General features: G+C 42.0%; 28 protein-coding genes and 1 pseudogene. 17 read left to right on the top strand and 12 right to left on the bottom strand.

Annotation, left to right across the window (positions count from 1 at the left end; genetic code table 11):
- Window positions 1-37: 37 nt before the first annotated feature.
- Window positions 38-3,127 carry a rhamnogalacturonan lyase family protein gene (locus F4694_RS13140; RefSeq protein WP_218895644.1) on the bottom strand — a complete coding sequence of 1,030 codons (3,090 nt, stop codon included), beginning with the start codon at window positions 3,125-3,127 and terminating at the stop codon, window positions 38-40.
- A gap of 326 nt (window positions 3,128-3,453) precedes the next feature.
- On the bottom strand, window positions 3,454-3,792 hold the full coding sequence (locus F4694_RS13135; RefSeq protein WP_179598536.1) for an MGMT family protein: 339 nt from the start codon (window positions 3,790-3,792) through the stop codon (window positions 3,454-3,456).
- Between the two features lie 571 nt (window positions 3,793-4,363).
- Between F4694_RS13135 and spoIIID the strand changes: the two genes are divergently transcribed.
- From spoIIID to F4694_RS13110, 5 genes are all read left to right on the top strand, one after another.
- Complete coding sequence (gene spoIIID / locus F4694_RS13130) at window positions 4,364-4,636, top strand: sporulation transcriptional regulator SpoIIID (protein ID WP_007086083.1); 273 nt, start codon at window positions 4,364-4,366, stop codon at window positions 4,634-4,636.
- Between the two features lie 256 nt (window positions 4,637-4,892).
- Entirely contained in the window at window positions 4,893-5,894 is a 1,002-nt protein-coding gene (gene mreB, locus F4694_RS13125) for a rod shape-determining protein (protein ID WP_179598534.1), read from the top strand.
- Window positions 5,895-6,163: 269 nt separating this feature from the next.
- Complete coding sequence (locus F4694_RS13120) at window positions 6,164-6,481, top strand: DNA-directed RNA polymerase subunit beta (RefSeq protein ID WP_179598532.1); 318 nt, start codon at window positions 6,164-6,166, stop codon at window positions 6,479-6,481.
- An 84-nt stretch (window positions 6,482-6,565) separates the two neighbouring features.
- Complete coding sequence (gene fabZ, locus F4694_RS13115) at window positions 6,566-6,991, top strand: 3-hydroxyacyl-ACP dehydratase FabZ (protein WP_063254781.1); 426 nt, start codon at window positions 6,566-6,568, stop codon at window positions 6,989-6,991.
- A gap of 111 nt (window positions 6,992-7,102) precedes the next feature.
- A complete protein-coding gene (locus tag F4694_RS13110; protein ID WP_179598530.1) occupies window positions 7,103-7,450 on the top strand; it encodes a hypothetical protein in 348 nt (115 codons plus the stop codon).
- An 85-nt stretch (window positions 7,451-7,535) separates the two neighbouring features.
- Here F4694_RS13110 and F4694_RS13105 read toward each other — a convergent pair whose 3' ends face one another.
- Entirely contained in the window at window positions 7,536-7,967 is a 432-nt protein-coding gene (locus F4694_RS13105; protein WP_179598528.1) for a YwpF family protein, read from the bottom strand.
- A 255-nt stretch (window positions 7,968-8,222) separates the two neighbouring features.
- Between F4694_RS13105 and ssb the strand changes: the two genes are divergently transcribed.
- Both ssb and F4694_RS13095 read left to right on the top strand, forming a co-directional pair.
- Complete coding sequence (gene ssb, locus F4694_RS13100) at window positions 8,223-8,612, top strand: single-stranded DNA-binding protein (RefSeq protein ID WP_179598525.1); 390 nt, start codon at window positions 8,223-8,225, stop codon at window positions 8,610-8,612.
- The gene (locus F4694_RS13095; RefSeq protein ID WP_179598523.1) at window positions 8,609-8,884 is read left to right on the top strand and encodes a hypothetical protein; all 276 of its coding nucleotides are present in this window, start codon (window positions 8,609-8,611) and stop codon (window positions 8,882-8,884) included. The genes ssb and F4694_RS13095 overlap by 4 nt, the downstream gene beginning before the upstream one ends.
- Before the next feature lie 269 nt (window positions 8,885-9,153).
- On the opposite strand, the gene F4694_RS13090 is transcribed toward F4694_RS13095, so the two are convergent.
- The gene (locus F4694_RS13090) at window positions 9,154-9,564 is read right to left on the bottom strand and encodes a helix-turn-helix domain-containing protein (RefSeq protein WP_179598521.1); all 411 of its coding nucleotides are present in this window, start codon (window positions 9,562-9,564) and stop codon (window positions 9,154-9,156) included.
- Between the two features lie 215 nt (window positions 9,565-9,779).
- Between F4694_RS13090 and F4694_RS13085 the strand changes: the two genes are divergently transcribed.
- Complete coding sequence (locus tag F4694_RS13085) at window positions 9,780-10,175, top strand: hypothetical protein (RefSeq protein WP_179598519.1); 396 nt, start codon at window positions 9,780-9,782, stop codon at window positions 10,173-10,175.
- Between the two features lie 456 nt (window positions 10,176-10,631).
- On the top strand, window positions 10,632-11,705 hold the full coding sequence (locus F4694_RS32665) for a 3D domain-containing protein (protein ID WP_179598517.1): 1,074 nt from the start codon (window positions 10,632-10,634) through the stop codon (window positions 11,703-11,705).
- 50 nt (window positions 11,706-11,755) lie between these two features.
- On the opposite strand, the gene F4694_RS13075 is transcribed toward F4694_RS32665, so the two are convergent.
- The 5 genes and pseudogenes from F4694_RS13075 to F4694_RS13060 all read right to left on the bottom strand — a co-directional run bounded on the left by F4694_RS13075 (window position 11,756) and on the right by F4694_RS13060 (window position 17,875).
- Window positions 11,756-12,322, bottom strand: a complete 567-nt coding sequence (locus F4694_RS13075; RefSeq protein ID WP_179598515.1) for a CBO0543 family protein — start codon at window positions 12,320-12,322, stop codon at window positions 11,756-11,758.
- 214 nt (window positions 12,323-12,536) lie between these two features.
- Entirely contained in the window at window positions 12,537-15,428 is a 2,892-nt protein-coding gene (locus F4694_RS13070; protein ID WP_179598513.1) for a DEAD/DEAH box helicase, read from the bottom strand.
- Window positions 15,429-15,739: 311 nt separating this feature from the next.
- Window positions 15,740-17,032 (bottom strand): SWIM zinc finger family protein, encoded by a 1,293-nt coding sequence (locus F4694_RS13065; RefSeq protein ID WP_257029247.1) that lies wholly within the window; start codon window positions 17,030-17,032, stop codon window positions 15,740-15,742.
- Between the two features lie 63 nt (window positions 17,033-17,095).
- Window positions 17,096-17,203, bottom strand: a pseudogene (locus F4694_RS32155) (SWIM zinc finger family protein); the annotation flags it as partial.
- 528 nt (window positions 17,204-17,731) lie between these two features.
- Window positions 17,732-17,875: a hypothetical protein gene (locus F4694_RS13060; protein ID WP_179598511.1), complete on the bottom strand. Its 144-nt coding sequence runs from the start codon at window positions 17,873-17,875 to the stop codon at window positions 17,732-17,734.
- Between the two features lie 206 nt (window positions 17,876-18,081).
- Here F4694_RS13060 and F4694_RS13055 point away from each other — a divergent pair, with 206 nt between their 5' ends.
- Window positions 18,082-18,624, top strand: a complete 543-nt coding sequence (locus F4694_RS13055) for a DUF5683 domain-containing protein (protein ID WP_179598509.1) — start codon at window positions 18,082-18,084, stop codon at window positions 18,622-18,624.
- A gap of 10 nt (window positions 18,625-18,634) precedes the next feature.
- Here F4694_RS13055 and F4694_RS13050 read toward each other — a convergent pair whose 3' ends face one another.
- Window positions 18,635-18,871: a hypothetical protein gene (locus F4694_RS13050; protein ID WP_218895643.1), complete on the bottom strand. Its 237-nt coding sequence runs from the start codon at window positions 18,869-18,871 to the stop codon at window positions 18,635-18,637.
- A 51-nt stretch (window positions 18,872-18,922) separates the two neighbouring features.
- On the bottom strand, window positions 18,923-19,060 hold the full coding sequence (locus F4694_RS13045) for a hypothetical protein (RefSeq protein WP_179598505.1): 138 nt from the start codon (window positions 19,058-19,060) through the stop codon (window positions 18,923-18,925).
- A gap of 203 nt (window positions 19,061-19,263) precedes the next feature.
- Between F4694_RS13045 and F4694_RS13040 the strand changes: the two genes are divergently transcribed.
- The 5 genes from F4694_RS13040 (at window position 19,264) to F4694_RS13020 (ending at window position 24,232) form a co-directional block, all read left to right on the top strand.
- Entirely contained in the window at window positions 19,264-19,830 is a 567-nt protein-coding gene (locus F4694_RS13040; protein ID WP_179599040.1) for a TetR/AcrR family transcriptional regulator, read from the top strand.
- Between the two features lie 98 nt (window positions 19,831-19,928).
- A complete protein-coding gene (locus F4694_RS13035) occupies window positions 19,929-22,082 on the top strand; it encodes a YhgE/Pip domain-containing protein (protein ID WP_179598503.1) in 2,154 nt (717 codons plus the stop codon).
- A 497-nt stretch (window positions 22,083-22,579) separates the two neighbouring features.
- A complete protein-coding gene (locus F4694_RS13030) occupies window positions 22,580-23,242 on the top strand; it encodes an HAD family hydrolase (protein WP_179598501.1) in 663 nt (220 codons plus the stop codon).
- A gap of 3 nt (window positions 23,243-23,245) precedes the next feature.
- Window positions 23,246-23,782, top strand: coding sequence for a metallophosphoesterase family protein (locus F4694_RS13025; RefSeq protein WP_179598499.1), 537 nt, complete (start codon window positions 23,246-23,248; stop codon window positions 23,780-23,782).
- Window positions 23,783-23,878: 96 nt separating this feature from the next.
- On the top strand, window positions 23,879-24,232 hold the full coding sequence (locus tag F4694_RS13020; protein ID WP_179598497.1) for a VOC family protein: 354 nt from the start codon (window positions 23,879-23,881) through the stop codon (window positions 24,230-24,232).
- Between the two features lie 63 nt (window positions 24,233-24,295).
- Here the strand turns inward: F4694_RS13020 and F4694_RS13015 are convergent, their stop codons facing one another.
- The gene (locus F4694_RS13015; RefSeq protein WP_179598495.1) at window positions 24,296-24,721 is read right to left on the bottom strand and encodes a hypothetical protein; all 426 of its coding nucleotides are present in this window, start codon (window positions 24,719-24,721) and stop codon (window positions 24,296-24,298) included.
- A 200-nt stretch (window positions 24,722-24,921) separates the two neighbouring features.
- On the opposite strand from F4694_RS13015, the gene F4694_RS13010 reads away from it, so the two are divergent.
- Window positions 24,922-25,671, top strand: coding sequence for an alpha/beta hydrolase (locus tag F4694_RS13010; protein WP_179598493.1), 750 nt, complete (start codon window positions 24,922-24,924; stop codon window positions 25,669-25,671).
- Window positions 25,672-25,699: 28 nt separating this feature from the next.
- Window positions 25,700-25,948 (top strand): hypothetical protein, encoded by a 249-nt coding sequence (locus F4694_RS31760; RefSeq protein WP_218895642.1) that lies wholly within the window; start codon window positions 25,700-25,702, stop codon window positions 25,946-25,948.
- Window positions 25,949-26,045: the final 97 nt, after the last annotated feature.

The raw sequence follows: 26,045 nt of genomic DNA, 5'->3' as shown, positions 1-26,045 counted from the left end.
AGACAGATTGATCAGTCTACCCTTCTATTATTGAACGTTATTTTGTATTCCAACTAGCGATTAATTGGTCAGCGTCAGAAAGTAATTTAGCTTTCAGACCTTGATCCACTGCTGACTTGTTAAGGTGCATTTTGAAATTTTCCATGTGTGTTACTGCTTGTTTAATTTTCCCGTCATACAACTGGTGCTGTACTTGATCTAGGCTATTTTTCAAGACCGGTGCTTGTAATTCAAGGGCAACAGTATGTTTCATAGATTTAAGGTTCGCTGTATAGTCTACACTCGGTGCCTGCAGGCCGCCTGCAAGGATACGATCACGGATATCTTCACCTAGGTAGAAACCGATGTGAGGCGGCTGGTTGTAGGCTGTGTTTTGCCATGCAATACCATTACGGTAGAGATCATCCTGCATGAGCGTATACAATCGATACTCCGTTGGAACGGTGGTGCTGAATACTCGAAGCTCTGTATTGTCATTTGTAGGAAGGAGAACCTCTTCACGCCAGTCACCAACTATATCACCCTGCAGCGTAGGATTGGCTTTTGTTCCATTATTACTATGAACACCTTGGAAAGCTTTTACGAGATCTGCTTTGCCAGTTGCCTCGTTGTATTTGGTAATCGAGGTATTATCAAGTAACTCATGCTGAAGGTCGCCATCCCAGTAAAGGGCAAAGTTTGCAGAAAGGCCAGCGTCTCTAGAGCTGTCAGCGACTACCTTACCCTGAACATTGTAAATACCTCCGCCTGTTTCAACGGTGTCACCGCCCCAGCCCCAGAACTCATAGCCTGGTTCACTACTAATATTCGCAGCGACGCCTCGACCAGCATCAACAGAGCCAAAGTACGACATAAATGTTTCACCTGTTGCAGCATCATGTAATTCTAAAGAAGCAACAGCAGGAACTTCATGAACGCCAAATACTTGGAGGCCGTCACGATCAGGGTCAAATGCACCGACATGAAGCGCATCCCCGTGTGATCCTGTTTCACGCTGCATTTCTCCGTCCATGGCGTAAACAATGCTGCCATCATGATCAAGTGTTAAACTACCAGCTATTAGTTCATCGAAGCCATCATTATCAATGTCGCCAGTTGCAAGATTGTGGTTCCCTAAGCTTTTGCCTCGGCCAGCCTCGTTCGAATCAAATGTCCATTCTTCTACAAGCTTGCCGCCTTTAACACTATATGCAACAAAACTTGTTCGTTCATAATAGCCGCGGCCATAAATGGCACTTGGCGTTTTGCCGTCTAAATAAGCTAGACCAGCAAGGAAACGGTCAGAACGGTTCTGCCAAGTATCACCCCATGAAGTGCCCTTATCATCTCCAAGCGGGAATGCATAATCGATGGTATCAATGACTTCTCCTGTTTCACCATTAAAGACAGAGATATACTCAGGTCCGCCGATCACGTGGCCGTTTTCACCCAGCCATTTTCCATTGTCTTCTGGATTACCAATTTGACTTAACACCTTACTGCTGTCGAACTTGCCATCAGTTGCCCCATAGGAAGTCGTTCCGTCAGCTGTTTTGATGAGGAAATCACTTTTTCCATTGCCGTCAAAATCGGCTACGACAAATTGATGATAGTGGGCACCGGAAGTAAGGTTAAGTCCCATATTAATACGCCATAACAACGTTCCGTCTAATTTATACGCATCAAAAATCGTTGGACCTGTCATACCCGTTTGCGAACTGTCAATGGCATTGGTTGGATACCATTTTACAATAACCTCTAGCTCGCCATCACCATCCAAGTCTCCTACACTAGAATCGTTTACGGTGTACTCGTAATTGCCAGTGGCAGTCGTTCCGCCCTCAGGCTTTTGCATCGGAATGGAAAGATAATCTTCACCTAATGCTTTCACCTCGTTTTTCTCAACGGATTTGCCATTCACAAGTGTTTCAACGGTATACGTATCATCAGCTGTGCCTTCTGCATCCTGGTAGTTTGTCACACTAAGTGCTTTAGAGTTTAATTTTTCTCCATTTCGGTAGACATTAAAGGTGACATCTTTCGCATATTCATCGGCAAGTAAACGCCAGCTGACAAAGTTTCCATTTTCAGATTTAAGGGCAATCACGCCTCGGTCCAGCCATTCTTTTTGTCTTTCTGTACTCGGAGCAGTCAAGCGGTTATAGACATAAAGAGTGGCTTCGCGGTTAAAGCTGTTGTCGATTCCCTCTGTTTGGGCAAGTGTTCCTTTAAACTCGTATACCCCTGATTCTTCAGGATTCCATTCTTTCCCGACAGTCTTCCACTCACTAACAGCCACTTCCTTCTTGCTATTATCAGCTAGCGTGACGGTTACCGTTTGTGGCAGGCCGATGGATGATATATCAGTTGTTGTTTCATTTACATAGACTTGGTGGTATCGTAGTTGATCTACTTTAGAGACGGTATTACCTGGGATAGGTACACTATAGATGCCAAAATCATCGAGGTAGGTTGTCCAAGAGTGGTTATTTCCAGATGTCCGAATGCCGACAAGCTTCACCGTTTTTACAGAGCCGTCGAACGCAACACCTTCTAGGGATGACGTGTATTCCTGTGTTTCACCAGATTCTTTATCCTTTAGAGATAAAACAGCTTGGTTTTTAATCAAATCAAAATGGACATTGACTTCATACCAGGTTTCTTGATTGGTAGCGAAGGTTTGAGCAGGGGCTTGGCTGCCTGCGAAGTACTCAATCGCTTCCGTATTGGTATTGTTTAACGTGAAAATAATGTTTCCGGAGTTATCTATAATTCGAAGTTCCCCAGAATTCTCAAACTGTCTTGTTCCTTTATCATTGTTCTTGCCGGGATACCAGTCTAGTTTGACAAGAATGTCTTTACCTTTAACTGCTGTTTCTAAATTCTTTGTGGCCACACGGCCGCCAGATGCATTCACAATCGTGTATTGAAGTTTATCAGTTGCGTTTCCTTTAATATTTTGCTCATTGATGGAAACAGTCGAGCTCGCTGCCGTAAAACCCCACAGATTGTTGTCTTCAAAATCAGAGCCGTCTACCAAGTCATACCCTTCAACATCCGTAAGTGCAGCTGTGGCATACGGAAGATTTGAAAAAATAAGACCTAGTGATAAGGCGCTTGCTAAGACTTTCTTCTTCTTTTTCCCCAAGATTTATCCACTTCCTTTACTTTTATTGACCACGCCCGAACATCTTCTAAGATGTGAAAACGGATACAAAATACCATGCCTTGAAAAATCTTCGGAACAGATTGGTCATTGTGTGACTAATACTAGCGCGGCTTGTGACAAACCGTCTAGAACACATTTTTGCACTATAAAAAGCCTTGCGTCACAAGGCCTTGTCTTTTGTTTTGGATTTTTTTTCTGAGTTGATAACTTTTTGGAAATGGTTTCATTAAGGCTTTTAACATTTGTGAAAATCAGTCGGTGAAGCGAAAGTCCTATATAGTTTTTGGTGGCAATGACGTTCATTCTTACTGAAAAAAGTGTCCTTCGCCATCGCTTTCAACCGGATGATACTGATATTTGGCTAAGTCAATTTTGCCCTCTATACCAATTTCGACACCTTCACTCTCTAGCGAAAACAGCTGCTCGTGATACGATTCATCGTCTTGAAGGGCGATTTGGCCTTTACTATTGACTACGCGGTGCCAAGGAAGGCTGTACTTCCTGCTCATCGAATGTAGAGCACGAACCACCTGACGTGCTGCACGCGGGCTCCCGGCTACTCTTGCAATCTGTCCATAGGTCATGACTTTGCCTTCGGGAATATTTTTAATAATTTCTACGACTTTTTCTGTAAAAGGCTGCATTATTCGAATCCTTTCCGTCTAATTCACATCATTATATAATATTTTTTTAAAAACACAGTGGAAAAATGATTGCTAAAACGGGTTTATAAGCGAAAAAAATATTTTTTGAAAAATTTTCATTCGACTTTTGGTATCGACAGATTTCTCAGGAAATAATCTTGGAGATCATTCCCGTTGCGTAAAAATCCAAGTACGTCAAGGATTTCAGCTTTTTCGCGGATGTGTCGATAAATGCGAAAGAGGTACCATCCATTGATATAAATGTCCGATTTTTCAAAAAATTAAAATGATACCTTGTCCTTGTTGGATAATTCGTGCATATTCCCGTATCCAAGCTAATAAAATGGTTACAAACCTTTACAAAGAGAGTGTTTGAGGTGAAGAGTCGTTTTAGGCTTTTGTGGAATTAGTTGGGGACATGATTATTCATCGTATCGATCAGAGGGCAGTATGCTTTCTGGCGCATGAGGGTTAGCTTAGTTTATGCAGCATGCGGTTGCAGTATATCGTCTTAGTGATAAGCGGGTCTCATTTCGCACTTCTCACATCCAATTTAGGGAGGGCGAGTGGTGTGCACGATTACATCAAAGAGAGAACTATCAAGATTGGAAAGTATATCGTGGAGACGAGAAAAACGGTTCGTGTCATTGCGAAGGAGTTTGGCGTATCCAAAAGTACTGTCCATAAAGATTTAACAGAGAGGCTTCCTGAAATAAATCCTGAACTGGCAAATGAGGTAAAAGAGATTTTAGATTATCATAAATCAATCCGACATCTCCGGGGTGGAGAAGCGACGAAAATGAAGTACCAGAAGGAAGAAAAAGAAGGTGAGGCTGTTAAATAGGCCGGCTTTCAGAAGGTATCTCTGCAGACATGCAAAAAATGTTTAAAATGGCCATTTTCAAATGACTTCTTGGTGCATTCTAAGAGAGTCGGGGAAAGGGCCATTTTTAATGGCTAAAAAGGCGGGCATTCTCTTTCAAGAAATTTTTTCCGACAAATTTCTACGTTTTTTGGGATAATAGTATGGAATTTTTATGGAATATGGTACAATTAGCAATTAGGAAAGTATGACCGTTTCAAGGAGGAAAGAAAAGAGAATGTTTGCTAGGGATATAGGGATTGATTTGGGAACGGCTAACGTGTTAATTCACGTAAAAGGCCGCGGAATTGTATTGAATGAGCCATCGGTCGTAGCAATAGATAAAAATACGAATCGTGTTCTAGCTGTTGGTGAGGAAGCTCGCCGCATGGTTGGACGTACACCTGGAAACATCGTCGCGATCCGCCCGTTAAAAGATGGAGTTATCGCTGACTTTGACGTAACAGAAGCAATGTTAAAACATTTTATTAATAAGTTGAACGTAAAGGGCTTTTTATCCAAACCGCGTATTCTGATTTGCTGTCCAACGAATATCACAAGCGTTGAGCAAAAAGCAATTCGAGAAGCGGCAGAAAAAAGCGGCGGCAAGAAAATTTACTTAGAAGAAGAGCCAAAGGTGGCAGCGATTGGCGCAGGTATGGATATCTTCCAGCCAAGCGGTAACATGGTTGTCGACATCGGCGGTGGAACAACAGATGTAGCAGTTCTTTCAATGGGCGATATCGTTACTTCTTCCTCCATTAAAATGGCCGGCGACAAGTTCGACATGGAAATTCTCAATCACATCAAGCGTGAGTACAAGCTATTGATCGGTGAACGCACAGCTGAGAATATTAAAATCAACATTGGTACCGTATTTCCAGGATCACGCTCGGAAGAAATGGAAATTCGCGGACGGGACATGGTCAGCGGCTTACCGCGTACGATTACCGTTCATTCAGAAGAAATTGAAGGTGCCTTACGCGAATCGGTTTCTGTGATTGTTCAGGCAGCTAAGAGCGTCTTAGAGCGCACACCACCAGAACTTTCAGCTGATATCATTGACCGGGGCGTTATTTTAACCGGCGGAGGAGCTTTGCTGCATGGAATCGATGCATTGCTTGCAGACGAGCTCAAAGTGCCAGTCTTAGTGGCCGAAAACCCAATGGACTGCGTGGCAATTGGAACAGGCATCATGTTAGACAACATTGACCGCATTACGAAGCGAAAGTTTGGCTAATAAGGTAGGACATCTTACCATTGAAAAAGTCTAATGATCTGATCATTGGACTTTTTTATGTTTTGAGGGCGTGAAAAACCCCACCGCAACTAAAAGTTTTCGCCACTTTTTGCCATGGAAATACTTTTTCTGCAAAAAAATACTGTCTATTCCCTAATTTTTTTATAAAATAGAGTATAATATTAGGTAAAACGAAAAAAACAGCAGAAGAATGGACACACTATATGTCCAATTACTATAGACAGATTTCGGTTAAAGGGGAATAAGAGATGTCAGTAAATCATCTAAACCAGGTGAAGACGAGGGAAGAGTATAAAAAGGCAAAAGGCGCAGATCAGCAAGATACTACCACTCAAAAGACTTCTAAAGTTGCTCAAAAAGCCCAAAAGGCTGAAGTTGCAAAAAAAAGGATTCGTATCCGTTTGATCCCAATTTGGCTTAGAATACTTCTTTTGGTTATTTTTACTGGTGTTTTTATGGTAGCCGGTGCCGCGTTTGGCTATGGTGTGCTCGGTAATGGGGATGCGGGAGATGTGTTAAAAGGCTCCACTTGGACACATATTATTGATTTAGTTGAAAAAAAATAAACGAGGAAGGGCCAGTGGCTCTTCCTTTTTGTATGCTCTTAATAGTAAAATGTATATATCTGTTCCTATGAGGAGGTACTAAAAATGTTAGATGTGCAACAAATAAAAGAAATTATTCCCCATCGTTATCCATTTTTGCTTGTAGATAAAATTTTAGAGGTTGAAGAAGGGGTTAAGGCTGTCGGAATTAAAAATGTGACGGCAAACGAAGAATTTTTCAATGGTCATTTTCCTGACTATCCGGTAATGCCAGGTGTGCTAATTGTTGAGGCACTTGCGCAGGTGGGAGCAGTTGCGGTATTGAAAAAAGAAGAAAATCGCGGCAAACTGGCATTTTTTGCTGGAATTGATGGCTGTCGTTTTAAAAGACAAGTTAAGCCGGGTGACCAACTGCGACTTGAAGTTGAAATCATTCGCTTGCGTGGTCCAATAGGAAAAGGAAAAGCAGTCGCTACGGTTGATGGAGAAGTCGCATGTGAAGCGGAAATCACGTTTGCATTAGGAAAATAGTCGGAGGTTTCTCCGATTATTTTTTTTGTAATAGTCCTTTCATACTTGGGGAAAATAACATAAGACCGATAAAAGGGTCAATATTTTTTACATTGAAAGGGGCTTTTACGTTTGAAGAAAAAGCTGTTTTTATTACTAGCAAGTGTGTTTCTATCAGGGTCTGTGTTAGTGGGATGTAATAATAATAATGATGATGATCAAAATCCTGCACCGCCGACAAACGATGAAGTGGATACACCACTTGACGATGATAACAATTTAGACGGTAACGACAACAACGGCAACAATGATAACAATGATAACAATGATAATGATTTGAACAACACAAACACTAATTACCGCAACAATGATATTAACACTGATACTGACAAAGACATGATGAGAGACAGAAATACACCTGGTGAAGATATGATTGAAGACGACCGTGACGCAAACGATCGTAACAATAGAGACAGATAAATAGCAAAAGGGGCAGGCTCATGTAATGTGACCCTAAAAGTTACTCTAACTTTTGGGGAACAGTACAATGCAGCCTGCCCTTTTATTATTCGTGCTTCATTTTTAGCTTTGGTTTTCTCTTCATTTTGTCCCTAAATTCTTCGAGTAACGCCTGACCGCCAAGGCCTTTTTCGAGCAGGCTGTCGAGCAGGAGTTCTGAGTAATCACTTCTGTTACGGCGCAGCCGGCCTTCAAACAAGACGCTAATGTGGTTCTGAAATTTGTTGAGTGATGCAATTTTAGTTTGGAAATAGGCGGGATCATTTTCGCGTTTGGTAATTACCGCTTGTACAATCACCTCGCGGCTTTGTTCGTGGATTTTTTGGAAGTAGTCATAAAGGGATAAATCGGTATAGGCTTCAAGCAGCCAGCTAGCACTTTCATTTTCTTTATTGATAATTAATCCATCCTCTAATGGGATTTCAACGGAATTTCCATCCTCCACAACTTCCAAAGCGACTAATTTAAAGGATTTCATCGGCAATACCTCCTCTTACTCGATCTCATTTTCTAAATTATAACATATCCGTTCTGGAAACAAATGTCGAAAAATATTTGTCGTTTTTTGCAAATACGCCTTTTGTTAAAAAAATATCCCTTCATTATGGTATTTTGGCTTAGCTGAAAAATCAATTTTGAAGCAGTAAATACCATTAAAACCCTAATTTCAATATTTTACACCTAGGTCGAGAAGGTCTATGATAAAGCCATCAAAAGGAGAGGAGAAAATTGTATGATCAATCAAGTCACGCTTGTTGGAAGGCTGACGCGGGATCCAGAATTGAGAAAAACAAGTGATGGGCTGCCAGTTACTACTGTGACATTGGCAGTTAGCCGTCAATTTCGTAACCAGCATGGAGAAATAGAAGCAGACTTTGTACAGTGCACAATCTGGAAAAAACCTGCTGAGAATACTGTTCAATACTGTCGAAAGGGTTCCGTTGTAGGGGTTACCGGCAGGCTGCAAACCCGGCATTATGATAACAAAGAGGGAAAGCGTGTGTATGTAACAGAAGTAGTTGCCGAATCGATTCGTTTCTTAGGCGCAAAGCCAAACTACACACAGGCTGAACCGCCAACACCCGTTACGGTTACAGTGACGAAGGAGGAGCTGCCATTTTGACACATCACGATGATGTCGCCGCCAGTTTAGAACAGCTGCTTGAAAGTTTGATAAAAATGGTTGGCCGCGCCAATAAGAATAATGACAATCTACAAAACAAGATCACTGAGATCAATGAAAACTTGAACAATCAAAAGAAACGAATCAGCCAGCTAGAATGGATTATGAAAGGGCAGCTAAAGGAAAGAGATTGGAGCCCGATCAGAACCTACCCCACACATCACCATACACAAACACCATCCGAAATTCACGACCATATCTCACACTTTTAAAAAACTTCGTCTGCTGACGTCGTAACTAGAATTATTTTTAGCAAGTCTAAAATGGTTCCTTTTTTAAACACTTTCCCCGGTAGCAGAGGTTCCTTTGTTAAAAGAAATAACACATACCCTCCAAAATAGTCCCCATTTCCGGCCAGGCAGCGCCGGAATTTTTTTGTTCATAAAGCGTGTATAATTTTTCTCTTGCCGGGTAAACTAGTACAAAACCCCCTGTGTTTTATTTTTCAAGGCCTCTGATACTCGATCAGCGGCCTACTTTTTTAAATATTTCTATGTTTTTTACTAGCTTTAATCTGATAGGTTAATAAATCCATAAAAAACGCACGCCTTTTTGGCGGCATGAGATAGATATCTAGTAAGTTCCTTTTCAATTCAGGCTCTTGCTGGAGTAGTTGCAGGATGATGTCCAAATCAGGATCCTCTAGGCTTTCCTTCGTCATATAACCAAGCAAATCAGTTTTCGGAAGCAAATGGTCTAGTTCCTCCACTAAATATTCCTTGTCTACCTGATAAAGGTCCGAAAACCGGATGACCGTTTGGTAGGTGGGAATGCTTTTTCCTGTTTCGTACCGACTCACCGTGGAGCGGTCCATATTCATCATGTCTGCTAGAGTTTGCTGGGACCAATTACGATTGTCGCGCAGCTTGCGCAATTTTTCCGATAAAGACACATTCATCACCGCCAATAAAACAATTGTTGTTTTTAACTTAACGGTAAAAGAAATGTCATAGTTCGATTGTGAGGGATGTGCACGAGGATTTGAGTGAAAACAATGCAAATATGAGATTTAATATGAATCTATTTGAAGAAAAAAGGAATATTAAAATTATTGTCGAATAATAAATGTTGATGTAAATATTTGTCTCAATGGAGGTTAAATAAATAATGCCAAATTCATTAATATTTATTGGGGAACGGCCGAGTACCTTGGAAATGCGTATCAAAGGAAAACCAGAATTCTACGATGCCATGCTACTCTCAAAAAAATCTTTCCACCCATCTTCACAACATTCGTACTATTCTATCCCTCTTCACCAATCTAGAGTTACTATCCACATCCGTGAGACGAACTCCCAATTTAACTGTCACCACCAATCCTTGCAGTTGATCGAAGGAGAGAGGCCGCTTTCCGAGGAAGACGCCTACGATATCTTCACAAACTTTGCCTTTATGGAAGACAACAAAGTCGCTTTTATAATGCCTATACGGAGAAAAAGAGTTGGATTACGTGAGAAAGAAAACCCAAGGGTTTTATCAGCTCAGGAGAAGCTGGAAGTCTAATTCTAATGGATGGAAAGTTAATAGTGACAAACAGATAACATGTTAAAAGGGCCTCGGAAGCATTCCGAAGCCTTTTTTCATTTTTACTTGATTAATACTAACCAAATTCATAATGCCTCATATATTTCACAATTTTGACAAAACCACTCCATAAATAACAACAAAAAACCTCTTTCCCACTTCTTTGCGCGTACAAAAACCTCAAAATCTTACCACCTCATCGCGTAAAAATTACATGCAGAAACAAACTGTCCACCCCACGTGGACAAAATAGGCAAAATGTCCACGGGTGGTGACAGGCACCGAAATAATTACCTCTATTTCTCATCTGTTTGTATTGTTTTACACTGTTTTCCACTGTTATATGACAATTTGTGATAGAGTTTTAACATTTTTGTAATATAACTGGTACATTGTCATGGTATAAATAGATTAATAGAGAAGGGGGAAAACCGTATGCAACTTGTAAGGCGTATGATTTTCGTAGTTCTAACATGCGTAATATTGGTGTCAGGTACTGTTGTGGTACATGCAGAATCAAGTAAGGAAGCGCTACATAATGTGGAGCAAGAGCTTGAACAAAAGGCAAATGAGAAGAACTCTATTAACCAAGAAATTGAAAAGCTTAATAAAGAGATGGAAGAACTTCAAACGTATATTACACAAAATAGAGAAGCCTTAGCAGAAACTCAGAAGAGAATTGATGAAACTCGTCAGTTGATCGAACAGAAAAAAGAGGAAATTGTTTTCCTTGAGGATAAAATCCATAACCGTAAAGATGTGATGAAAAGTAGGTTAGTGGCTTTGCAAGAGGATGAAAAACTAAATGTTGCAATCAATGTCATCCTAGAATCTAAGAGTGTCGCAGATCTTATTCAACGTGCTAGTGCAGTAACAACACTGTTTAACGCAGATAATGATATTATTAAAGATCAAGAAAACGACCTTAAGAAAATCGAAGAAAATGTAAAAGTCATTGCAGAGCAAGAAGAACATTTGGCTGTGGAACAAGAAAACCTTGCCAAACACCAGGCTGAACTTGATTTTAATTTACAAAAGAGCCAAGAATCCTTAACAGTAATGCAACAAAAATATAGTCAAGTAAATGAAGAAATGGCTGGAATTCAAGCTCAGGTACAAGCGGCGCAACAGAAGGTTCGTCAGGAACAAGAAGCAGCGAGAGCCATCGCAGCGGCAAACGCTCCTGCACCAGCTGCGACGCCAGCACCAGCTGGTACGACGACAGGCACAGAAATGTATGTCACGGCGACTGCATACAGCTGGCAATCAGCTGGAAATATTACGTACATGGGCCATAATATTAAAGAAAATCCAAATATCAAATTAATTGCGGTTGATCCATCTGTGATTCCATTGGGATCTAAAGTATGGGTAGAAGGCTATGGTGTAGCGATTGCAGGAGACACCGGCGGCGCAATCAAAGGTCATAAAATCGATGTGGTAATGCCAGACAATGCACATGCTATCGCGTGGGGCAGAAAAACCGTGAAAATTGTCATCTTAAACTAAGAAATGATAAAAGAGATCTTTACATCATAATAGATGTTAGGTCTCTTTTTTCATTCTTCAGGGTTCAATTTTGTGAATTTATTTCGCTCGCTGAGGTAATGTGCACTCATATAGATAACAATTTGGATCGGAACAGAGTAACTATAGTTCCAATTTTTAGGCTCGTATACACCTAGCCAATCAAAAAAAGGTTCCCCGACATAAGAGGCAAGAAGTGCAAAGAAAATGGCCTTAAGCCAAGGATTAACGTTAGGTTTAATCTGTATTAATATAATTACGCTTAAGGGCATTAAGGTAATATCCCAGGGAAAGTAGGTCGGAAGCACAGGAATGACATGATATCGATAATGCCATAATCCTATTTGGTCTCCTACTATGTCCAATAAAACAGAAATCGACATGACATAAAATGCAATATAAAGTAACCGATCCGTACTCTCCTTCTTCCTAATAACAAACCAAATAATCCAAGGAATAATGGATAAACCGAGACCCATCCACCATAACCCAGAAAACAGAACATAATCGGTCCAAATTTGGATTTTCTTATCAATTAAATGTTCAATCCCATTCTGATTCTTATCGATTAGTTCAATGATTTTTTCCTTAGTGGCCATATAACAACCTCATATAGTGTAACGTCTATGTACAATAGTATTTAATCCCCTCACTGAATGTATACCCTTCAACAAAGTAAACGAAACAATAACAACAAAAAAACCAGTCTTAGGACTGGTTCATTGCCGGTGCTGTCACCACCGTAGGTGGGTGACAGGCACCAAATATACATCAATGTATTATTAGCCAAATTATCCCAATCGGACCGACCTGCTATCCTAGGTAAACTAAATCTTTTAGTTCGTCGGTGGAGAGCTCGGTGATCCAGTTTTCGCTTTGGATGATTTGGTCGTTAAGGTGCTGTTTTTTCTCAAGCATGGCGTCGATTTTTTCTTCCAGTGTGCCGGTACAGATCAGTTTGTGCACGTGAACGAAGCGGGATTGACCAATCCGGTAGGCTCTATCTGTGGCCTGATTTTCGACTGCTGGATTCCACCAGCGGTCGTAATGGATCACGTGATTGGCTGCTGTCAAGTTCAGCCCCGTTCCTCCAGCCTTCAAGGAAAGCAAGAACACCGGGAACTCCTGATTTTGGAAACGTTCAATCATATCGTCACGCTGCGTTTTTGGTACACTTCCGTTCAGGAACGGCACTTCCACCCCAAACTTCTTCTTAATTGTCGAACGAATCATTTCACCCATTTCGATATATTGCGTGAAAATGAGACAGCTTTCGCCTGAGTCTAAAACAGCGTCAACAAGGTCGACAAGCTTCTCCAATTTATTTGAGCGATCAAGGAGCAGTCTGTCAGCAGATCTTTCCTTCAAATAAAGAGCAGGGTGGTTGCAAAGCTGTTTCAGCCTGCTGAGCATTTGTAAGATTAACCCCTTGCGCTCAAAGCCTGACAGCTTTTCAATTTCAGCAAAGGTATCACGGACCAGTTGCTCATAGAGGGAAGCCTGTTCGGTTGTAAGCGGACAGTACTCTTTTTGCTCCTGTTTGTCAGGAAGATTGAGAGCCACTTCTTCATCCTTTTTTGTCCTTCTCATTAGGAATGGGCGGATTAAGGACTGTAGCTCATTGACCTTTTCCTTTTTCTCATCCTTTTCAATCGGAATGACAAATTTCTTCTGGAACTGCCCCAAGCTGCCAAGATAGCCATGATTGGTAAAATCAAAAATCGACCACAATTCAGATAATCGGTTTTCCATCGGAGTACCAGTCAATGCGATGTGATGTCCCCCGCGGAGTCTCCGCACCGCCCGTGACTGCTTCGTCCCGGCGTTTTTGATATTCTGTGCTTCATCAATGGAAATCGAACTCCACAGGATGGACTCAAACTCCTCTGAGTCCATATGGCTTAAGCCATACGAAGTCAGCACAACATCAGAATCTTTGATTTTTTCCTTAAAGGCTTCATCCTTCAAGCGGTTTGAACCGTAATGCAAATACACATTTATCTCAGGAGCAAAACGCTCAAGCTCCTTCTGCCAGTTACCAAGAACCGAAGTTGGGCAGATAATCAAAGCAGCCTTAACTGGTGTTTTTTCCTTCTTAGAATCCGTTCCGTCCTCGGTGCCTGTCACCATTTCCGGTAGTGCACCGATTTCCTCTTTTACCTTCAAAAGATACGCGATTAGTTGCACTGTTTTCCCAAGCCCCATGTCATCGGCAAGGACAGCACCAAATCCGTATTGTCGCAGGAACCAGAGCCAGCTCATTCCCAGCTGCTGGTAAGGGCGGAGTTCACCCTGAAGCCCTGCAGGAACTTCTTCGAGCGGGATCTCATGTGCTTCAGATAGCTGCTTAATCATCTTTTTCCATTGGCTGTTCAATTCAATTTGAATTCGCGCAAAGGATTTTGGATTTTCGAGCTCATCTTCCGTCAGAGGCGTCTCAACCAGTTCCTGCTCGAGCAAATCCCTTACATGTAAGCCTTCCTTCTCAGCACGCTTCATCAAGTCCTGAATTTGTCGAATAAAACCAGGATCCAGTTTCACCCAACGCCCGCGAATAAACACGAGTCGACGCTTTTCTTCGACAAGCTGACCGAATTCTTCCTCGGACAAGTCGACACCGTTCATTGAAAAACGCCAGTTGAAATCGAGCATAGCCTGCAGCCCGACAAATGACGGACGATGGCTGGAGGAGCCTTTTAACGACGCCTTCACCTTCAAATTGGCATTCTTCATCGCCTGCCACCAAGCAGGGAGGAGGATCTCCACGTCCAGTGCAACGAGGGTTTCACTGGCCTCCGTCAAAAACATCCACGCCTCTTCCTCTGTGAGCCCCGATTTCAATGTATTTCCGTCCTCACTCAGCCACGGGATTAACCTTGCCCAGCGCCCTTGCTCACGGTTAACTCTTTCTAAAAATGGTTTCCACCGTGCCGGAATCTTTGCGTCCAGGCCATAAACATCATCGACATTTTTCTTACCACGTAAAAAGACATCCAGATTCCAAGGTCCTTCGCCATCTAAGGGTTCCTCTAACCTTAATCCAATCGTAAAAGGCGTGTCGTTCTCCTTGATACCGACCCATTCAAGCCAGGTTTCTTCATCAAAATAGCGAGCAAGTTCAGCACCAGAAATACCCTGTTTTCTCAATAAAGCAAGCTTAGGCCCAAACAACTCCTTCATCGAAGCATTTCGCGTCAAGTAAGAGTCCAAGGCATGGTCATACAAATCAGAAATAAATGCTTTTACCGTTTCCGCCTCTTCACCTTGTGTTTCGACAGCCTGTTCCCAGAAAGAAGGGTCAAACTCATCCATCACACGAACGGGGAGCTGCCAGCGGAAGTCACCATTCTCCCAAACCGAGAAGTCGGGAAGCCAATCTTTCTCGAGAATCCCTTCATGAAGAGAGTGAGCAGCAGCGAGGCAAATCTCCGATTGGTCATCCCAGTCCCAGTCAATAAACCGGTTGAACGACTCCTTTGCAAAAAGTGAAACAAGGTGCCAGCCAGTCACCACCACACCTTCGATGCCATCAACTGACTCGTTCTCCAGAAGTGTGCCAAAAAAGCTCTCATCATGGCGGCTGAACAACACATTCTTCCACTCAGAAGGCGGTAATCCATGCCCATGTTCATCCTCAGCAGCCAGCAGATAACGGCCATCATCCAATTTAATTGTCAGAAGCTTAACAAATCTAGTTTTCAGCATCGTAAAATTACTCCTTTTACTTGGGTGGGGCATTTGGATTTAGGGGTTGTAATTTCCAGATAATGTCTAAACGTACAAAACCCCTTAAAAAATGTACAAAACCATCCGAAAAAATGTACAAAACGCCACAAAAAGTGTACAAAACACAGCAATAAATGTACAAAAGTCAATCCAGTGTCTGACACCTCAATCAAACTGTCCGCCTGGGGTGGACAGTGTCCACGGGCGGTGCCTGTCACCACAGAAAGACAGTGTCCACGAGCGGTGACAGGCACCACCGATTGGCACCATCATGATCCACCAATTTCACTCTATTCTTCTACAAGTTTGCTCCGTCTGCATTCTTCGTGGAAGGCGCGGAGTCTTTTGGTTTTTTCCATTAGGCTGTCGAGAAAGTATTGCCAGTCGTCGACGCGTTTGGTTTTTTTGTATAGGGTACGCAGCTTTTTTAAGTGCCGGACAGCTGCTTTGTAGCTGGACCGGTTTTTTTGATTGATTTCGTTCAAAGCCGATTGGTGCAGCATTCCGAGCAGCACTTCCGGTTTTTCTTTTTCAATTACCTTAACCCGCTCCCTTGGCAGATCATAGAAATTCCAGCCCATGAACGCCTGGAGGTCACTCCATTTGTCGAACTGCTTGCGTTCAAACAGTGAATGTTCATATTCTGTATAGCTGTAAGGCAGAGTCGACAGCATCGCACGCTCATATAACTCAGCCTTCCCATTCTCTGAGATGTAAGGAGTAATCGCCTTCAGCGCTGATCGGGTAAAAGAAGCACAGGAATGATAAGTTCGTAGAAAATCTAAATAGCCTTTAAGTTTAGAAATAAACAGCTCAATCAGCGGTCCAACTCGTTTCCATGCTTTCGTCTGTGACAATAGTTCAATCCAATGAAGCATATAAGGTGTGATGGTTTTATCGTCCATTTTAGTAATCAAGTCCACTGCGAGCTCATCCTTTTGCTGCAAAATGCTGATATGAATACCTGCAACCATGAGCGGATTCGGATTCTCCCAATCCTCCAATGACTTCATCCGGTCGTTAATCAATACGATTTCCTGCTCACGCCATTCCTTCTTCTTAAAAAGATTACTCCAAAGGAGACGGTAGAGATAGATTCGTTCCTGCTCAAGGTCCGACGAAACAGTCAACAGTTCAAACACTTCGTCCTTTAATTCTAAGATAAACTCATCAAAGTCAAACGGCAACGATTGAACACCAATTTTCAAAACAAGCTCATCGGCATCCTCGATTAGATTATGGAACACAGAGAGGTAAGCGCGTCTTACGACATCCTCAGCAAACCCTGATTGCACGGTTAAGACAGCAAGCTTTTTAAACGAAACAACAATCCCGACCAATTCATAGAGCAGCCGCCATTCCTTTTCCACCGGAGCACTCGCTTTAATCCGCCGTTCGTATATATTAAAAAGCTCCGCAATGATAAAAGCGCTCGAATACTTCTTTGAATTAAGAATCGTGTCGAAGCTCACTTCGAATGATTCGACCCAGCGCACGTAATCAGGCTTCATCACACCGTTCGCCTTAATCAAATCCTTGGCCTTTTGAAGCCCCCAGCTTGCAACATCATTCTTCTCCTTCATCGGTTCGCGCCATTCCGCAACCCACTCGGCGACACTGCCCACTCGTGAATACGCGGCAAAAAATACAGCGATCTGATGGCGGCATAGTCCCTCGTGAGGGCAGGTACAGCTATTTAGAGACAAATGGGAAAAATTCAGTTTCACATGGCAAGGCGTCACGTCCTGTACCATCGCGGTAATTTGGGCATTCCATATCTGTAATTGCTTGACCATCCCTTGCCGATACAGCATTAAGCCCTTTTGAACGAGCTTAACATCATCGACATCATGCGGATGCAGCAAATCTTTAATCTCTTCTGAAAGAAGTTCAATCCGATCATTAGCAGTCGTCGACTCCAAAGCCACGACCCCCTTTTTTAAAAAAATCCATATTCCTATATTATACCCAAAAATTGCCCATTCGAGGAGGGAAAAGAGGATTTCAATTCAAGACAGGCTTTTTTATCCAAAAAGCTTTGTTGAATTTCATTGTAACGGTATAAAAAGTGGTGAAAGACAAAGCCGGATAATTCCAATGAGATTAGCCCTTCATAAAAATAATGAAAAGATATCTCATTAAGTATAGTCCTTTATTAGGATTCCGGTGAGAAAAATCTTAACAGAGAGCCTGTGAAATAAATTTTAGTGAATTAATGTCAATTAAACTCAGCCACCATCCAACAAACAAAAAAACCCCAGGCATTCAGCAACGCCTCGGGCTTAGGTATTTTCCATTTCTGTGGTGGAAGGTGGATTTTGTCCCAGTTGGTGTGAGACATATTCAAACAAATGATTTAAGTATTTACTAAGCTCGAAGCCTTCCTCACTTGCAAACTGTGATAATAGTAATTTAGATTCTTCCATTGATTTCTTTCCCCCTTAAGATTACTGTCTATCAGTATTTTTACCAATCTATCATTCTCTTATACACGAAAATAAAATATAGTTCCAACTACCTGTGTCGGTATTATCCTGGTATAACTAAAATACCGAATTCTGTGAATTTTTTTAGATTACTCCCAAAACCAATGGTGCAAAAGGTAATATATGGGTAAGGGAGGACGAGCATAATGAGACAGAGGCATGAGTATAAATCCCCGTATGCAGCAGCGGTATGGTCAATGGTTTTACCGGGTTTTGGGCAAATGTATAATAAAGATTACATCATTGGTTTCGTTTTGCTAGGCTTTGAGTTTCTGATCAACCTATACTCAAATCTAAATCTAGCACTCGTTTACTCATTTACTGGCGATTTCGCTCAGGCCCACAGCGTCATTAATTACCGCTGGGGGATGTTTTACCCGTCATTATATGCTTTTTCCATCTGGCAGGCCTATAATGCAGCCAAAGCCCACAATGATAAAATGCAAGATAGCATGCCTGAAAAAAAGACCCATCTAACTGGCTTTTTTATTGGAATGGTGGTTGGAATGGACTTCGGGCTATTTTGGCATGATTTTGCGTTTTTGAATCAATATAGGGTCCTAACCATCCTGGATATGCCTGTTTTCAGTGGGCTCATTTTGGGACTAATACTAGGAGTGCTAGGAAACTTTATTGAGAAAACAATTTACCGTCAAAAAAGCCAGCCAAAACTGCAAAAGGCGGAGTAATCAACAGGATTTAGTCCTCACAACATTCACTTTCTATTCTATGAAGCCTGCGTTCGAGCTGATTTACTTCTCTTTGGAGCTGGTTAATTTCCCGTTCCTGCCGTTGATTTTCGCGTTCAAGTTGAGCTACACGGCGCTCCAATTGCTGTGGCTGCTGTATGATAATACCACCATTATTGGTCGTAATCCCATCAAGATTACCTCCTTGTCCACTAACAAGGTATGTCCAAATCTGAGAAATGGTCACGGCATACACGCAAAAACCAGCCCCAACGGTACTAGGACTGGCAACCTTTTATTATAAGCTTTCGACTGAATGTATCTCTTGGGTAACCTCAGGTTCCTGTGTCTTCACGTCAGAAGCTAATCGTTCCAACCCCCCTGTAGCACAAAACAAAACAAGCGCAATAAACAACGCAATTAAAAGCCTCTTCATTAAAATGATCCCCCAGTTATTTCCTTTTATCTCTACTCAATAAGACGTAAGTAAACGATATTTAGTTCCATAAAACCGTTTGACAAAGTCTGCAGAAAAACGACATAATGTTGCTATTCTAAAATCGGTATGATATAGTACTTTTTGTACAAATGACCAAATTAGTTTTTTAGTCAGTTTTGGAGGTGAGTGGATTGGCAGTGATTGATCGGAAGAAGTTGATTCTTGAGGCGGCAGCGAAGTCCTTTTCCTTGTTTGGATACAAAGCGACGACGATGGATCAGGTTGCGAAGTTAGCCAATGTGGGGAAGGGAACCATTTACACCTTTTTTAAAACAAAAGAAGAGTTATTTGATGATATTATCAACTCGCTTATCGCAGATATCCGGTTCGAAGTGGAGAGTGTTCTAGATGAAACCTCAACAATACTTGATAATGTGAACAATGTGTTAGTCCGGATTCATGCGTTTCGGGAATCACATCAATTGACGATAAAATTGATTCAAGAAGAACGGGATATGGGCACACAAACGGTCGTTGAAGCGATGCAGCGGGTGGAGCAATCGATCATCCAATACATGAAGGGGATTATTCAAAAAGCAATCGATAAAGGTGAAATCAAAGACTGCGATCCTGAGGTCACGGCCTTCGTAATGCTGAAGATGTACTTTTCCTTGGTGATTGACTGGCAAAGAAACCACCCGCCATTAAAAAAAGAAGAGATTGCAAAGCTCTTTGAACTCTACTTATTAAAAGGCTTGTTAGCATGAGTCTTTTATTTTGCAGTAAATTGACCATTTCAACAAAACGGTCAGTATTTTTAAAAATAAAAATGACTAATGAATAAAGTAGTCAGGAGGTAGCGAGCATGAAAGGATTTAAAGCAGAGTTAAAGACGATTCTTACCAATCGTAAAGTATTAGTTCCCATTATCGCCATCCTTTTCATTCCAGTCTTATATGCCGGAATGTTTTTGTGGGCGTTTTGGGATCCGTACAAATATTTAAGCGACCTGCCAGTCGCGATTGTCAACCAAGATGAGGGGGCAGAACTCGCCGGGGAGACACTTCAAATCGGCGATGACCTGGTCAATAACCTGAAGAAAAGTAAAACCTTCGACTTTGATATTGTAGACAAGGAGCAGGGCTATCAAGGGCTGGAGGATCAAAAGTATTATATTTTAGTAGAGATTCCGAGCAATTTCTCCAAAAATGCGACCACACTACTTGAGGACCAGCCACAAAAGCTGCAAATCAAATATGTGCCGAATGAAGGAGCAAACTTCCTATCAGCGCAAATCGGTGAAACCGCGATGAAGGAAATCAAAGCAGAGATTTCAAAGGAAATCGTCGCAACGTATTCCGAAAGTATTTTTGAAAAAGTAACGGAAATGGGCGACGGATTAGCCCAAGCCAGTGAAGGAGCGGGCCAGCTCAATGACGGTTCAGCAGAACTAAACAAAGGTGCCGGACAAATCAAAGAAAACCTTCAAACCCTAGCAAGCAAATCAATCGAATTTGAACAAGGCATCAACAGCGCCGCAGCCGGAACCACCGAAATCGCCAAAGGAACAGCCGCCATCCAGCAAGGACTACAACAAGCAGATGACAAGCTGTCACTTTTGGTGACAGGCACCGAAAAAGCACAAGCGGGTGCTGAGCAAATTAAACAAGAGTTACCGGCTGGAATTGCTGCTGGAATCAGTTCACAGTTATCTGGCAGTACGGAAAAGCTAAACGAGGGTATTAATCAGTTTGAGACGCAGTTGAATGCTGGATTATCTTCTCAGATTGCGGACCAAATGATTGCGCAGCAAACGGCCAAAATGCAGGAGCTTGCAGGTGCGCTTATTGCCAAGGGTGTTCCAGCTGAAACCGTGTCTGAAATCATGGCTCAGCAAACTGCACCTGCTAAGACAGAAGTTCAACAGCAGGTGGCACAAGCCATTACGCCAGGATTGCACCAGGGTTTCACGCAATTTAAAACGCAGGTAAATGGACAATTGCAGGGTGCAACTTCAGGTTTAGAGTCACAATTGAAAAAACAAACCGATCCAGTCTTCGACCAATTAATTGGTGGAATCGGTGAAATTAATGCAAACCAGGTGAAATTCCAACAAGGAATCCACCAGCTCTATACAGGGTCAACCGAACTTACTACGGGCGCCAACCAGCTGACAGCCGGGATGGGTGAGTTATCTGCTGGTGCGGATAAAATATCAGAAGGTACTGGTAAGCTTGCAGAAGGTTCCACCGAGTTACAAGCAGGTACTAAAAAACTTCAGGATGGCACCTCTGAATTAAACGAGAAGCTATCTGAGGGTGCAGAGGCTGCGAACAGTGTTAAAGCGGATGATGACACCTATGATATGATGGGCGAGCCAGTAAAGGTTGATAAAAATGAGATTAACAACGTGCCAAACTACGGAACCGGCTTTGCACCATATTTCGTCTCACTCGGACTTTTTGTCGGGGCATTAATCATCTCCATCGTTTTCGGACTTAGAGAACCAGCCGTCAAACCAGCATCCGCTCCACAATGGTTTTTCGGTAAGTTAGGGGTTATCACCATCATTGGTGTGCTTCAAGCACTATTAGTCGATTTTGTGCTACTCTTTGGCTTGGGAATGAAGGTACAAAGCGTGCCGCTGTTTATCGTCACAACGATTCTAACAAGTATGGTATTTGTCACATTAATTCAAATGCTCGTCACGTCCTTAGCCGATATTGGCCGTTTCATCGCCATTCTCATCCTAATCATGCAATTAACGACAAGCGCGGGCACCTTCCCACTTGCGTTAATTCCAGAGGCACTACAGCCATTTAACGCATTCTTCCCGATGACGTACACCGTCCAGGCGTTTAAAGCCGTCATCTCAAGCGGAGACTTTGCTTACATGTGGCAAAACAACATAATCTTGCTCGCCTACATGGCAGGATTTATGCTTGTTACATTTATCTACCTTGCATTTACGTTCAAACGTAAACAGGGCAGTGCTGGATTATTAGAAAAAGCAGCATAAGATTTGATAACATTGGATTCGCGATTGCGGATCCAATGTTTTTTTATGCGGTTTTGCATTTATTTTGTTAGGCAGATAAACTAGGGAAAAATGCAGGTAGGATGGAGAATTATGCAGGTTAGAGGATAAGATCCGCAGGTGGAGAAGTCAAATTGGCAGGTAAGAGGTATTTTTATAAAATAGGAATTCTAAAAACATCACCTTGATCTAGAATCCTGAGAAGAATATCAAGGCTTATACCATATTTTAGGAGTTTAATTACCTGAGCCAAGCCGCTACGCCGGCATTTTTAGCTTAAAGTTTTCGCGAGGAATTAGTTAGGCAGATAAACTAAAGGAAAATGCAGGTAAATAGAGAATTATGCAGATAAGAGGATAAAATCCGCAGGTGGAGAAAACATTTTGGCAGGTAAGAGGAATTGCGAATAAAATAGGTAATATAAAACACTACACCAGAATTTTGAACGATCCTAAAAAGAAAGGAGGTGGGCAGCGAAAATGATAAAAGCGGTATTATTCGATTTAGATGGAACATTATTAGATCGGGATGAATCGGTAAAAAAGTTCATTGATCACCAATATGACAGGTTGCATAGAATCGTAGGACATATTCCGAGAGAAACCTATATAAAGAGATTTATAGATTTGGATCAACGCGGCTATGTTTGGAAGGATAAAGTGTATCCGCAGTTGGTAGAGGAGTTTCAAATAACGGCGATGACATGGGAAGAACTGCTTCAAGACTACCTCTCAGAATTCAAAAATCACTGCGTTCCATTCCCGAATCTCATTTCCACACTGGATAAATTAAAAAGCCGCGACATCAGATTAGGCATGATTACAAATGGAAGAGGACAGTTCCAACTCGATAACATCAGAGCATTGGGGATTGAAAAGTATTTTGACACTATCTTAATATCAGAGTGGGAAGGAATAAAGAAGCCAGACCCCGAAATTTTTAAAAGAGCCCTGAAGCAGCTTAAAATCGCTGCACCTCAGAGTATCTTTGTTGGGGATCACCCTGAGAATGATGTGAAAGCGGCTCAGAATGTTGGAATGAAAGGGGTTTGGAAGAAAGACCCTCAATGGGAGTCGATTGAAGCGGATTACATAGTGGATGATCTAGCCGAATTACTTTTATTTTTAAATAAGGAGAACTAAACAATGAATTATTTGGTCATCGGTGATGTTCACGGTTGCTACCATACGTTTAATAATCTGATTACGAAGCATTGGAACAAGGAGAATGAGGTGCTGATTCAGCTGGGAGATCTCATCGACAGAGGGAAGAATTCGCCTCAGATGGTACAGCTGGCAAGGCAATTAAAAGCGGACTTTCCCGAGCAGGCTATCTTTTTAAAAGGAAATCATGAGTTCGAAATCATTGATCATGTACTAAATCAGCCCAACGACAATTGGCTTCGGCAATGTGGGGAGGAAACGCTGCGGCAGTATGAGGCCGTGAAGCGGGATTGCAAGGATGATGTGAGCTGGATGAAGGAGCTGCCGTTATTTTTCGAAAATGAGCACTTGTTTGTAAGCCATGCCGGAATCGCGGAGCAAGCGACGAATCCGTTTAAGGAGGACGATGGATACAGTGTCCTTTGGAATCGAAGTCCCTTGAAGAACATTGGTAAAAATATGATGAACATAGTCATTCTTGGAATATTGATACGGGTGCAGCCTACACAGGTTTTCTGACGGGTGTAAAAATCCAGCCAAATGACGAGGAAATTGAATTTATCCAGGAAAAAACAGATAGCAGAGATAAATAGATTGGTCTTGGAGGTCGTTTAAATGAATAGTCCTATCCATAATCAAATCGGGACGGTTTTTATTCCGGTGAAAGACATAGAGAGAGCAAGAGATTGGTATTGTGATCTATTAGGTATCGAAGCAACGGGTGAAATCCTGTTTGGCCATCTTTATGTCATTCCCATGGAAGGTACGGGGATTGTTTTAGACAGTAAAATCTATTCCGAAAATAATGTATTTCAAACACCGGTGTTCCATTTCAATACCTTAAACATTGAAGAAGCTTTTACGTTTATGAAAAGTAAAGGTGTTAACGTTGTAACGGACGTTCAACATGGTCATTATTTTAATTTCAAAGACCCGGATGGAAATCTGTTAATGATTTGTAAATGTTAGAACAAGGGCAGTGGAAATGAATCCACTGCCTTTCGAATGCTGAGCCCCCTCCATGGCTGCGTATTAGAGGTGCCCTTCGTCTGTACTTATAGGTGTAGCAAATACATGAATAAATAAAATGTATACCGGAAACAGCAAGCCTGACCCAAAAATCAACAGACTAAATCTAGGAAAAAGCACCAACCCTGAATTAAGAGGAACGAAAACAGTGAAAAAATAGAATAAAAAAATAAAATAAGGGACCCACAGAATAAGTGTCCAATAACTGTTTTTACTGCCTAACAGCCATTTTTTTGTTAAGTTAATAAATATAAGAGTCGCAAGTAGAAGTCCAATAACATTAATAACAGCAATGACAATGTAAACATGATCCCATTCCCATCCGGTTAACTCACTAATATGAGAAACATTTATTATGAGTTCGATGGCGATAAACAATGCTAAAGCATATAGGACACTAATCGTATTTAACCTTATAAAAAAACTCATCATAACCTCCGAAATAGACGTAAACTCGTATTCCATTATACCTCTTCTTAACCTAATCTGGGCTAAATTCGAAATATAAGCCCTTCCACCCAAACCATCTTTTTTTAAAAAAACAAACTAGATTGCTGAACATGGCCATCTCAATAAAGGAATTTTCATTCTTCTCTCGAAAGGTTAAATTGTAAAGAGAGGTTTTGTAGATGACAATTAAAATAGCATATGGGAAGCACCCATCACAATTTGGTGTATTGCAGAGACCCGAGGGGCCTGGGAACTGTCCAGTGGTAGTGAGTATTCACGGCGGTTTTTGGCAGTCGAAATATAGCCTTGAGGAAAACACACCATTAGCTGAAGATTTGGCGCGGCGCGGTTATGCAACGTGGAATATTGAGTACCGCCGGATCGGTGAGGAAGGCGGGGCGTGGCCAGGTACTTTTCATGATGTAGTCAGTGCCGTTAATCACCTAAACCAACTGAAGGACACTTATCAGCTTGACCTTTCAAAAGTGGTGGTCATCGGGCATTCAGCCGGCGGTCACTTGGCACTTTTGTTGGGATCATTTTTGAATGTAAAGGAAAGCCCATTGGTTGTTCCGATAAAGGGAATCATTAGCCTTGCTGGGGTCACTGACCCCGACAAAATGCTGCAGATACATACGGAAAGAGGGATTGCGAGTCCCGTTACAGCGTTTCTTGGCCACTCAATGGAAGAATTACCAATTGCGTCCCCAATCGAATTGCTGCCCTTAAATGTGGACCAAGTTTTAATCCATGGTGAGTTAGACCGTCATGTTCCGGTCACTTTGAGTGTGGAATATCATCGGAGGGCAAGGGAGCTGGGGGATAGCGTCCGATTGATAAGACTCCCCGAAGCAGAGCATTTTATGGTTGTGGACCCAACTTCTTCGGCATGGAAAGCCGTGACCGATTCTTTGGAGGGATTGATTTGAAACTGTTAGACCCTACTACCCTTCCGGAATGGCTTCCGCCCCATTCGCGCAATGGTACGAACAGCTGGGAAGGCTCGAAGGAAAATACAATATTCGTGGGAATCTACCTATACAAATCCAAATGGAGAGTCGATCTTTGATGAAGAGGTGGCTAGTGTCATCAGGAACAAAAGAGTGTTACGATGTTGGCTGCGGTCATGGGGAATTCATGATTCAGTGTGCCAAGTACGCTAAAGAAATTGTCGGCTTTACAGTTCTAATTGCGGCGAAATATTAAAAACGGAATCCACTTCGGAAAGCCTATTGTTGTCGTAGGTGTATTCCTCATAATGAAATTTGGCAAATTTCTTCAACCCGCACACACCTCGACCATA

The sequence above is a fragment of the Neobacillus driksii genome (assembly GCF_013409995.1).
GTDB classification, from domain to species: Bacteria; Bacillota; Bacilli; order Bacillales; family Cytobacillaceae; genus Neobacillus; species Neobacillus driksii.
Note: the sequence above shows the minus strand (reverse complement) of the source record. Positions and strands in the feature narration are given on the sequence as shown.